General features: G+C 37.5%; 8 protein-coding genes. 5 read left to right on the top strand and 3 right to left on the bottom strand.

The features are described 5' to 3' along the window. Window position 1: 1 nt before the first annotated feature. On the top strand, window positions 2–1,345 hold the full coding sequence (locus QZ138_RS07925) for an RNase J family beta-CASP ribonuclease (protein ID WP_292888369.1): 1,344 nt from the start codon (window positions 2–4) through the stop codon (window positions 1,343–1,345). Window positions 1,346–1,358: 13 nt separating this feature from the next. Beyond that, window positions 1,359–2,339 carry a short chain isoprenyl diphosphate synthase IdsA gene (gene idsA / locus QZ138_RS07920; RefSeq protein WP_292604258.1) on the top strand — a complete coding sequence of 327 codons (981 nt, stop codon included), beginning with the start codon at window positions 1,359–1,361 and terminating at the stop codon, window positions 2,337–2,339. Between the two features lie 35 nt (window positions 2,340–2,374). Here idsA and QZ138_RS07915 read toward each other — a convergent pair whose 3' ends face one another. Beyond that, complete coding sequence (locus tag QZ138_RS07915; protein WP_292888366.1) at window positions 2,375–3,196, bottom strand: nicotianamine synthase family protein; 822 nt, start codon at window positions 3,194–3,196, stop codon at window positions 2,375–2,377. Between the two features lie 543 nt (window positions 3,197–3,739). On the opposite strand from QZ138_RS07915, the gene QZ138_RS07910 reads away from it, so the two are divergent. From QZ138_RS07910 to QZ138_RS07900, 3 genes are read left to right on the top strand one after another with little or no spacing between them, the layout of a single operon-like run. After that, window positions 3,740–4,525 carry an ADP-ribosylglycohydrolase family protein gene (locus QZ138_RS07910; RefSeq protein ID WP_292888363.1) on the top strand — a complete coding sequence of 262 codons (786 nt, stop codon included), beginning with the start codon at window positions 3,740–3,742 and terminating at the stop codon, window positions 4,523–4,525. A 51-nt stretch (window positions 4,526–4,576) separates the two neighbouring features. Then, window positions 4,577–6,088 carry a putative glycoside hydrolase gene (locus QZ138_RS07905; protein WP_292888361.1) on the top strand — a complete coding sequence of 504 codons (1,512 nt, stop codon included), beginning with the start codon at window positions 4,577–4,579 and terminating at the stop codon, window positions 6,086–6,088. Window positions 6,089–6,130: 42 nt separating this feature from the next. Then, window positions 6,131–7,429, top strand: coding sequence for an Ig-like domain repeat protein (locus tag QZ138_RS07900; RefSeq protein WP_292888359.1), 1,299 nt, complete (start codon window positions 6,131–6,133; stop codon window positions 7,427–7,429). Between the two features lie 266 nt (window positions 7,430–7,695). Here QZ138_RS07900 and QZ138_RS07895 read toward each other — a convergent pair whose 3' ends face one another. Both QZ138_RS07895 and QZ138_RS07890 read right to left on the bottom strand, forming a co-directional pair. Then, window positions 7,696–11,541: an Ig-like domain repeat protein gene (locus QZ138_RS07895; protein WP_292888357.1), complete on the bottom strand. Its 3,846-nt coding sequence runs from the start codon at window positions 11,539–11,541 to the stop codon at window positions 7,696–7,698. Next, a partial coding sequence (locus QZ138_RS07890) for a right-handed parallel beta-helix repeat-containing protein (protein ID WP_342765673.1) occupies window positions 11,538–12,290 on the bottom strand: 753 nt, incomplete at its 5' end. The genes QZ138_RS07890 and QZ138_RS07895, both read right to left, overlap by 4 nt.

Here is a 12,290-nt window from a genome sequence, read left to right as displayed (position 1 = left end):
CATGAGCGTAGAAGTAATCGCTATAGGGGGATATCAGGAAGTCGGGAAAAACATGACTGCTGTCCGCATAGGTGATGATGTTGTTATTTTTGATATGGGAATTCACCTAGACAGGATAAGCATGCACGAGGACACTGATATCGACAGAATGCACAGTTTAGATTTGATTGAAAGGGGAGTTATTCCGGACGATACATTGATGAAGGATGTTGACGGTAAAGTAAAGGGAATAGTATTCTCCCACGGTCATTTGGACCACATAGGTGCAGTCGCTAAACTTGCACACAGATATGATGCACCATTAATCGGAACACCATATACTGCTGCTTTGATAGAAAAACAGATTAAAGGGGAACGTAAATTCAAGGTATCAAATCCAATCAAGGTCCTGAACCCTGGAAGCAAAGTAAAGCTTTCAAAGGACATCACATTGGAATTTGTACAGTCAACACACAGTATTCCTCAAGCGGTATTTCCGGTATTGCATACTCCTGAGGGAGTCATTGTATATGCACTTGATTTTAAATTTGATAACCATCAGAAGGTATCTCCACCACCTGATTACAAGAGATTAAAAGAATTGGGTAAAAAAGGAGTCCTTGCATTAATAGTTGAAACAACAAATGCCAAAAACTTTGATGAGGTAAAAACCCATTCAGAAAGAATTGCAAAAAACATATTGGAAGATGTGATGAGGGGACCATTGTATGAAAAGACCGGTATGATTGTCACAACATTTTCATCTCACGTTGAACGTGTACAGGCAATTGCCGATATTGCCAAAAAGAGTCACAGGGAAATATTTTTCCTGGGTCGTTCAATGGAGAGGTTCTGCGGTATTGCACAGAAATTGGGAATCCTCAAATTGCCTGAAAATGCCAGCATTTACGGATCTCCAAAGGCAGTCAATAAGGCTTTGATGAAAGCTGATGAAGACCGTGCAAACTACTTGCTTGTAACTACAGGTCACCAGGGAGAACCTGACGCATTGCTTCCAAGAATTGCCAATGGAAGAACTCCTTTCAACATCAAAAAAGGAGACAATGTTATTATTTCAGCACCAATTATTCCAAACCCGACCAATGCAGCCAACAGGCACATTATGGAAAGGAGATTGAAGGTAAAAGGTGCAAGAATTTATCCTAATGCTCACGTTTCCGGGCACGCTGGAAGAGAAGACCACAGGGAATTCTTGCGTATGTTAAAACCACAGCATATCATACCTGCGCACGGAGACTTATCAATGCTTGCGGCTTATGCTGAGCTTGCTGAAGAGGAAGGTTACAGAATCGGATACGATATCCATATTCTGAGAAATGCTCAAGCACAAGTTTTTAGAAGTTAAAGAGGGATTATTTATGAGTGATGTAAAAGAGGTACTTGGAAATTATTCAACAGACATTACAAAAACAATTGAGGAAGAATTAGCCACTATAACTCCAGATAATTTGGCTGAGGCATCAGTTTACCTGACTCGTGCCGGAGGAAAAATGTTAAGGCCTGCTTTAACATTGATTACTGCTGAAGCCGTTGGCGGAAAACGCGAATCTGCTCTTAAAACAGCGGCCGCCATCGAATTGATTCACACATTTTCATTAATTCATGATGACATCATGGACCAGGATGATATGAGAAGGGGAATGCCATCTGTCCACAAGGTATGGGGAGATGATGTTGCAATTCTTGCAGGAGACACATTATTCTCCAAGGCATTTGAAATCATCATCTGTTCTAAGGGAACAAGTTCCGAGCAAAACAACAAGGCTTTGGCAACAGTTGCCGATGCATGCGTTAAAATCTGTGAAGGTCAGGCATTGGACATGGGATTTGAAGAAAGATTCGATGTAACTGAAGATGAATACATGGAAATGATTTTCAAAAAGACCGGTGCACTGATTGCAGCTGCCACTAAAGCTGGAGCCATCATGGGCGGAGCAGACAGTGAAGTGACTGATGCGTTATATGAATATGGTCGCTTGATTGGACTTGCTTTCCAGATTCAGGATGATTATCTTGACCTTGCTTCCGATGAGGAAACATTAGGAAAACCGATCGGATCCGATATCGGCAAAGGCAAGATGACCATTATCGCTATCAATGGTCTGGCCAGTGCTGATGATGACAGGTTACTTGAAATCTTAAAAGCCGACAATAATTCTCAAGATGAGATAGATGAAGCGATTGAAATTTTAACAAATTGTGGGGCCATTGAATATGCTCGCAATTTGGCACAAGAATCTGTGATGAAAGCAAAAGAAGTACTTGAAATATTGGACGATTCTTCATCTAAACAGGTACTTGTTGACATTGCAGATTTTGTTCTTGAGAGAAGTGCTTAATTCTCTCATTTTTTACTTTTTTTTTTAAAAAATTTTCAGATTACTTTTCTAAGCAATACGCTTGTATTGTTTGAATTTCCTATTGGGAGCAGCATTATCTCTTTGTGGAATCCTCTAAGGATTGTGTCAGTTAATGGGGCATAAAGGATTGCTCTCATACCGCTGTATGTTCTGACTAGAACTGGTGTTTTTTCATCAACAATTTCCCAGACGTTTGCAAATACCCGTTCTTTAGGTTCGGCAAATGCTGCAACCATCAGGATGTCAAAGTCAATGTCCTTGAGCAGTGTTTCGTCCCCGACCAGGATTTCTATGCCGTCATCAAGGCCTAATTTTTTGATAACTTCCCTGGACAGTTCAGCCACTTCCTCTTGTATTTCAATGCCTATGCATTTGCATCCGAATTTTTCCCTAAAGAGTATCAGTGTCAACGGCAGAGGGCCGCTTCCTACAAAAACGAAGGTCTTGTCGTCATGCCAGTGGGCAAGTTTGGATTCATTGGTAAGCAAACCCTGATATCTTTCATAGAAGTGAAATGTGTCAAGGGTTGCCTTTGGGTCATCGGATTTGATTATCTCCATTGCGTTGCTTGTTTCCAGTCTGGCACCGATGTATAAATAGAATTTCCTGATCAGTTTTAGGGCGTTATTCATTTTCTCATCGTCCAGAATATGTTTCGCCGAATCAAAATCTATTGTTTCATCATGTGCAATAACCTCAATTTCATCCAATAATTTGGTTATTTCACCTAAATCAACATCATTTAGGGAAGACATGTCATTTAAAGAGTCGATACCGTAATTTTCTAGTTTATTTGCAATTTCTTCGATTTTTGGCCAATACTTCCAACAGCTCATTTTAATCACTATGATTGTATATTGCATTACTACTAAATAAGCTTTTAATTTTTTTCAAGTAAATATTACTCCGATTGACTGGGAGTAATACTCAAATGTTTTTTGAAAAATATAAAGATTAATAAGGTTGTTTTAGGGTTTAATTCGAAAAATTAGTTAATTTTTTAATGATTCCAGATTTCTCCGGAATCATTTTTCGGTATTAATACAGTTTTTATGCTTGTTTTTTAAGCAGTCGAAATTTCTATATAGCAAAGTAACATGTTTGAATTATCTTATCAAGGAAATGAATTTTCTATGACTTGGAGAAAATACAGTATAGAAATTTCTTTGTTTTTCTGATAATAGCTGGTATTATCACAATTAGGTTTTAATCTCATATTATATACATTTTTGCTTTGATTCAAGAGCAAGTTGACAAGATAGAAGCAATATTTTCGGCTCAAGTAAATATTGGGAAGTGAAATCAATTTTACATACTTAAAACAATTTTCCAATAGGATGACAATATCTTATTAATATATTAAAATCAAATCTATAGTCATGAAAGGAATTATTGGTGCAATTAGTGGAGATGTGATTGGGTCCGTTTATGAGCACAGACCCATCAAGACAAAGGAATTTAATCTGTTTAGCTATTATTCTCAATTTACGGACGATACCGTAATGACACTGGCTATTGCAAAATGGTTATGTGAAGACAAGACTTCCAAGGAGGTATTGATTAAAAATCTTAAATATTTTGGAAAGAGGTATCCGAATGCAGGTTATGGGGGCAGGTTTTATCACTGGCTCAAACAGGAATCTCCAGCACCTTACGGAAGCTGGGCAAACGGGTCTGCTATGCGGGTTTCACCCTGTGCATGGGTAGCAGATTCTCTGGAGGAAGCTCAGGAGTTGGCCAAAACTTCAGCTATCGTTACCCACAACCATGCGGATGGGGTAATAGGTGCGCTAGCAACATCCGATGCAATCTATCTTGCAAGAGTCGGCGCAAGCAAGGATGAAATCAGGGACCATGTTGAATTGAGATATGATTATAATCTGTCCCAATCCCTTGATGAGATTCGACCAAGCTATGAATTTGACATATCCTGTAAGGGAAGTGTCCCGGAGTCCATTATATGCTTTTTGGAAGCCAAAGACTTTGAAGACACCATCAGAAATGCCATTTCTCTTGGAGGTGATGCAGATACGCAGGCGGCAATTGCAGGCAGCATAGCATCTGCATATTGGGATGTGCCTGACGATATCTATGATGAAACAGTAGACTGCCTGGATCATTTCCTTTTGGCCACTTTAATGGATTTTGAAGACAAATTCATGTAGCACAACCTTTAAATACTCGAAAAATATAATTTATTAAAAGGATGTGAATACATGAAAAATAGAATAATATTCAGTTTTATTATTCTTTTAACATTATTTTTATCTGTTTCTGTAATATCGGCAAGTGAAAATGTCACTTGTGATAATTTAACTGCAGTTGATGAGGATTTTGATGAGTTATCCTCGGTGGAGAATACTCCAATCTCTGATGAAGGGAATAAGTCCTCAACAGAGATTTCTGCTAGTGATAAAACATCTTATACTGATTATAAGGATACTTTTACGGTTAAGCTGACTTCCAATGGGAGTGCTTTAGCAGATAAACCGATTACAATAATTTTGGATAATGTAAAGTATAATAAAACAACAGATTCAAAAGGAGAAGCGATTTTCGATTTTAAGCTGGTGACTGGAACATATTGGGTTTCCTATTTCTTTGAGGGGGATGACAATTACACCTCATCCAATGGAACTTTAACAATTACCGTAAAATCAGATATCAAGACTTCCTTAAATCTCATTGATAAAACCAACAATCACTGTGAGGGTGTCAAGTCAGTTTTCCATCTGAGATTGGTTGACGTTTATGGCAATCCTATTTCCGGAAAGACCGTTAAAATCAAGGTGAACGGCAAAACCTACAGTGCAAAAACCAATTCCAATGGTATTGCAAAGTTTTATCTGTCCCTTAAAAAAGGGGAAAACCTTATTTATTATTATTTCTCTGCAACTGGACAATATGTGGCATCATCCGGCACAACCAAAATAGTTGTCAAATCCAAATTGGATAAGGGACACGGCTATTGGGTTAACCAGTGGGATATGAAGAAAGTTAACCTTAAAAAGCTTGCCAAGAAAGGAACAAAACACATATTCCTTCTTCACACAGTCTTTAAGAAGCATGGAAAAAAAGCGGTTTTAAAATGGATTAAAAAGGCGCATAAGTATGGAATGAAAGTTCACATGTGGATTTGCGCATTCTATAATGGAGGATATGTTCTTCCCTGCAATAAAAAAGGCCATTTTAACTATAAACAAATGAATAAGGTAATCAAGAAATCCAAATATTATGCCAAGTTCAAAGAGGTTGACGGAATACACTTCGACTATACCAGATTTCCGGGAAATGCATATAAATATAAAAATGCAGTCAAGGCTGTCAATTACTTTATAGAAAAAGCAAGTTCCTCCATTAGGGATGTGCGGCCGGGAATCATAATATCTTCGGCAGTAATGCCTGAACCGAACGGCATGAAACATTATTACGCTCAGGACATTTCCACAATGTCCAAGCATCTGGATGTAATTGTTCCGATGGTTTACAAAGGAAATTATCATGCGGGCGATAAATGGATTAAAAAGACCACCAAGGCTTTTGTGAAAAAATCCAAGGGCGCCCAGATATGGACCGGTTTGCAAAGCTATAAATCAGATTCAAACATCAAAAAGTTATCATACAAGGCACTCTTTAAGGATGCAAAATATTCCATGAAAGGCGGAGCGACCGGCGTCATGATCTTCAGATGGGGATTGTCAGCTTTGCTTAACTTCAAAAAATTATAGGGTTTTTTAACTCTTTTTCTTTTTTTCTTTTCAAGAATTTTAATGATTGGTGAGACTTTCACTATTGTTGCTACTCCTGTTCCTGCCGGTTTGAACGTAACTTTTGTTCCTGATAATTCTGATGTTGTAAGTGTTGATGATAATGGTAAAGTAACTGCTAAATGTGAAGGTACTGCCACCATTACTGTTAAAGTTGGAGGTGATGGTGTTTACGCTGAAAATTCAACTGCTGTTGCTGTTAGTGTAATTGAACTACCTCGACTTTGTAGAAGTCGAGGTAGTTTAATCAATCGCACCGGTTTCATCAGCAATACTGCAAGAAAGAACGGCGGAGCAATAAATGTGAATGCTGATGTGGAAAACACCAAAATCGCCAATTCAGAATTTAGGGATAATGTTGCAACTTCCGCAACAAACAACATTGCTATAAATGGAGATGGGGCATTCATATTGGAAAATGTTAATCCTGAAAATCTTGGTCCGTTCTATGTTGCATATTTAACCCTGAACATTACAGATTCTGCCGTATATGGTGAAACTGTAGAAATTATCGCAATTGTTGAAAAAGATAATCACAATCCATTAAATGGAGGCGTTGTATCAATTAGTGTCAATGGTAAAAATCAAACTGCCGATGTTAAAAATGGAACTGCAAATTTCACAATTTCTAACTTAAATGCAGGTTCATACAGTTGTGTTGCCAGTTATGATAATGGAGTAAACTACACTAATCCTACACAAAGTGCTGATTTTGTTGTTTTAAAGCAAAATGCAACAATTGAAGCCAAGAATGCGGCATATGTCATTAACTATGATGGAAAATATGGTGTTGTACTTAAAGATACAAATGGCAAGCTCATCCCCGGTAAAATGGTAACATTCACATTAAATGGCAAAAACATTGGATCTGCAGCTACTGATGTTAACGGTATTGCAACAATCACTTTAACTGCTAAAATCCTAAAAACAGCAAAAGCAGGCAATAAGAATCTTTTGATCGAATTTGGCGATTTAAATTATGTGACTGTTTCAAGAACAGTTAAAATAACAATCAACAAGGAAAAGACAAAGCTTGCTGCTAAAAATATAAAGTTCAAAAAGGCTAAAAAAGTCAAAAAATACACTGTCACATTGAAAGCCAATGGAAAGGCAATCAAAAGTGTCAAAATCACCTTAAAGATTAAGGGTAAAACCTATAATGCAAAAACCAACAAGAAAGGTAAGGCGGTCTTTAAAATCAAAAACCTGAAAAAAAGGGGAACATACAAGGCAACAGTCAAGTTTGCAGGAAACAATTACTACAACAAAGTCACCAAGAAAGTTAAAATCACAGTCAAGTAACCGGGCTTCGGCCAGTTACTTGTTTTTTCTTTTTTTTAGTGAATAATCCGCTAATACTAAATTAGTCATTATCGTTTTTGCTTTTTTCTGATTTTCACATCATTTACAAACATTTCATCCTAGTTTTTGCAACATCGGGTATTTGTTCTAGATAGGCTCTAAAAATTATTAACGGGACATAAAAATGTAAAATAAGAAAGATCAACAGTAATTAGAACAGTTCATTTTTTCACTTAAAAAAAGAAGGGTGATAGAGTGGAAAATCTCTATCTTCGAATTTTGATTTTTTTGGTTACGGCATCTTTTCCGAATGAAACCTTGACTTTGTATCTCTTGCCCGCCTTAAGTTTTTTGACAATGCTCTTTTTGAGTTTGAAAACTGCAACACCTTTCCTGTTGGTTTTAGCCTTGATGTTTTTGCCGTTGATTTTCAAGGTTAATTTCTTGGATTTGAGATACTTGTTTTTAACAGTCATTAATTTAACCTTGATTTTGACCTTTTTGGAGGATTTCTTGATCTTTTTGGTTTTGACTACAATGATATTTGAAATCTTTATCTTTTTAGATATGGAAACGTCATTGTATTTTGCTGTAATAGTATATGTGTTAGGTTTTATGGCAGGTATCTTAAAGAGCACATCTCCATTACTGTTTGTCAGCTGTTTGTATGTTTTTCCGTTGAAATTGATTGTCACATATTGGCCAGAAACAGCCTTGCCGTCAACAGCCACATGTATCCTATACGGGCCGTTGTCGGAATACCTGATTACAACATCATTAGCCGTTACATTAGGCTCAGGAACATTAATAGTAATGTTTTTGATTACTGAATTATATCTGCCATCGCCAGGATAGGTTACTTTCGCATCGTGTTTTCCATAACTGAGGGCAGGCAGGGTAATGTTTGCTGTTCCGTTATTGACATCAATATGGTACTCATAACCATTTACACTGACCAGCACATAACCTGTAGCGTCTTCAGGCAATTTTATTGTAATTGCTGGTGTTTTGCCACCAATAGGGAGAGTTTCATTTACTTTTAACTCATCTTCAGGAATATCTGTCTTAGGAATGTTTAATGTAAACGGTTTGGTAAATGGCGCGTACTTGTCATCGCCTGTGTATTCAACAACAACAGTATGGTTGCCGCTTGACAATCCAGGTATTCCTACATTGGCAGATCCGTTGACCAGCTGTGCAACATATTCCTCACCGCCAACATAAACAGTCACATTGCCTGTGGCATCAGGGATGTCAACTTTAACAGTTACATTGTCCCCAACAGGAATGTCGCTTGGAATGGTAACGTTTACATCAGCACTCTCATGGCCTGCCACTGAAAATGAAACCATGGTTGTGTTTTCATTAAACTCATCATCACCCAGGTATGCAACAGATACTGTGTAATTTCCAACAGGAAGAATGGTGTTTAATACGGCTTTTCCGCCATTAACTTCTGCAAACAATTCATTGCCATTAATGTCAAATTTAATGAATCCGGTAGCATTCTCATTAACGGCAACAGTAATTGTCACGTTGTTGCTGTCCACAACCACATTGGGAACAAGGATGGTGTTCTGTTTAACGTGGTCTTTCACTGTGAATGCTTTGGATGTTCTGTTTGCATTGAATTTGGAATCGCCAAGATAGGTTGCATCAACATTGTAATCACCGGTAGGTAAAACAATATCATAAACGGCCTTGCCCTCATTAACAGCAACATAAACGGTCTTGCCGCTAATATTGAACTCTACAAGGCCATTTGCGTAACTGTCGACTTCAGCAGTAATGACCACATCATTATCGTCAACACTGACATTAACATCAATTGGAGTATCCAGTTTGGACACAGTCACTGTCACAAAGGCATCTTTAGCGGCAGTATAATTGTCATTGCCGGCGAAACTAATGGTGATGGTAGCCTTGCCGCCACCAATGGCTTCAACATTGCCTTCATCATCAACAGTCACAACAGTTGTATCACTTGAAGTGAAAGTTAAATTGCCTGCATCAGCAGGAGTTAAATTTGCCAAAATATGATATTTGTCATTTGCTTTCAAATCAAGAGTTTCATTAGCAAGAATAATTTCGGTAGGTATTTTCACGCTAACAGTAACATTGACAACATCATATTTATAGACACGGTTATCTCCAACACTAACGAAAATGGTGGCTGTACCATTGCCAAGTGCAGTAATGTGGCCATAATCATCAACAGAGACAATATTTGTATCATCAGTTGCATAATCAATCACTAAACCTTTAGGATCAGTGTTTGCAATAATATATGTTTCATCACCAATAGTTAATAGGTATTCTGTTTGTATGACTCTAACGCTGGCGTCTAGTGTAGTTACAGTAACAGTAATGTTCTTACTTTCGGAGGCCATATAGTTATCGTTGCCTGCGAAACTAACTGTGATTGTAGCTTTGCCTGCTTCAACAGCAATAATTTTGCCATTCTCTATTTTAACAATATCATCATTGCTTGAAGTATAATTTAATGCGCCCGCATCAGCAGGAGTTAAAGCAGCAAAGTCAATGAAGATATCCTTTGCTTTCAAATCAAGAGTTTCATTAGTTAGAATAATTTCTGTGGCTAATTTATTTACAGTAATTGTAGCGATTTTAGTTACGGGATTATGGTCCTCATCGGGGTGTGCTGTCACTGTTAATGTGTAATTTCCAGCATCTAACCCTGAAATAGGAATTGTGAACTTATTAATGACTGGAACATTATTGCCATTGATATCTGCAGTAATTTCAATTGCACCTTCAGTTGTTATAGTGAGGTTTATTGAATCGCCATAATTCAAAGTAATATTGTCCAGATTTATTGTTGAATCAGCTTTAGTGATGTTAACGGTTGCATTGTTGACAGTGGTATTGTCTAATCCGGTAAATGATGCATTGATATTGTATTCAGTGTAATTATCAAAAGTATATACTGCCCACCAAGTGCCGTTGGAAGCATAAGTTGCATTGATTTCAATGCCTCCTGACAATATAAATACTAATCTGCCTTCTACAATCTCATTTGGAATGTTTGATTCAGCAGTGATGTTAACAGTCTTGTTATGGGTTGTCTGGGAGGTAACATTTACATGGAATTGCATGTTTTTAAATATTTCTTCAGCTTCTGTGTAATAGGAATCCTCATCGTGGCGAACAATAATCAGATAATCCTCAACATCTTTTATAACAATCTTACCCTCTTCATCTGTGATGATGACCATATTTAAAAGATTGCCATTTGCAATAGCTTTAACGGTTATGTTTTGACCGGCTTGCCTAGTGGATTTGACTGGAGCGGCAATGTCTGTATTTGTAATGCCCCTTGCACCCCAGTAAGTCACATTGCTAAAACTAACGTCACAATCATTATTGGAATAAATTGCATTTATAAGATTGTTCCGACCAATGAATATGATTTCAGCATTGTTCCCAGTCAGATTTAAAATAAATGGGTCATCATCTACATTTGCCCTATTGTTTAAGAAATATGAATTGGAAACAATGCTCTTGACAGATTCATCGTTATAGAAGTAAATTGCAGAGCCGGTATTTGCATCATTGCCGGTGAATTTACAATTTGCTACAGTACCATTACTGCTAAAGAAAACTGCACCGCCATATAGAGCAGAGTTATCAGTGAAATTACAATTTTCTATAGCATTAGTGCTTGAAAATTTAATTGCACCACCTACATCAGCAGTATTGCCTGTGAAATTACAATTTCCTATGCTGCCAGTTGTTATAAAGTAAAGAGCACCGCCCTGGCCAGCAGAGTTATTGACAAAATTACAATTTGTCACATCACCATTACTGCTAAAGAAAACTGCACCACCATTAATTGCAGTATTGCCAGTAAAATTACAATTTGCTATAGGGCCATTAGTTAAGAAGTAAAGTGCACCTCCACTGGAGGTTGCATTGTTATTGACAAAAGTACAATCGTTTACTTCACCATCGGTTCTAAAGTAAGCTGCACCTCCATTATTGGTTGCTTTGTTATTGGTAAATATGCAGTTTGTCACGTTACCGTTATATTCAAAGTAAAGGGCGCCGCCCTGTTGTTTTGCTGTGTTATTGGTGAAATTACAATTTGTCACGGTATATGTTTTGAAATGGTTGCCGTTGTAAAATCTAATGGCGCCNTGTTATTGCTAAAAGTACAGTCGGTTACTTTTCCTTCTCCCATAAATTGAATTGCGCCTCCATTGTATGCGGTGTTATTGATAAATTTACAGTTTGTGAATTCGGCATTATTATCGATATAAAGTGCTCCGCCTGGGCCGTCGGCTTTATTATTAATGAAAGTACAGTTTGAAATTTCTCCGATTGTGGCATCGATGCAAACTGCAGCGCCTGAATGTCCAGCGGTATTGTTAACAAAATTACAATTGGTTAAATGACTTTTATACTCAAAATTAACTGCGCCACCAATATCTGCAATGTTGCCTGTGAAATTACAATTTGTCACATAGCTCTCAGCACCAGATTTGAAATAAATAGCACCGCCCGCAGATCTAGGAGTGCCCTCAAGTAAAGCAGTGTTTTTAATAAAATTACAATTTTCAACTTTGCCTGAAGTTTCAAAGTAAACTGCTCCACCATAACCAGTTGAGTTTAGACTGTTATAAGTGAAGTTACATCCTGTTATTTCAGTATTTCCCTGGTAGATGAAAATTGCACCTCCATTTTTGGCTGCTTTGTTATTGGTAAATGTGCAGTTTGTCACGTTACCGTTATATTCAAATTGAAGGGCGCCGCCCTGTTGTTTTGCTGTGTTATTGGTGAAATTACAATTTGTCACGGTATATGTTTTGAAATGGTTGCCGTTGTAAAATCTAATGGCGCC

The sequence above is a fragment of the Methanobrevibacter sp. UBA212 genome, assembly GCF_905233225.1.
Classification (GTDB): domain Archaea; phylum Methanobacteriota; class Methanobacteria; order Methanobacteriales; family Methanobacteriaceae; genus Methanocatella.
Note: the sequence above shows the minus strand (reverse complement) of the source record. Positions and strands in the feature narration are given on the sequence as shown.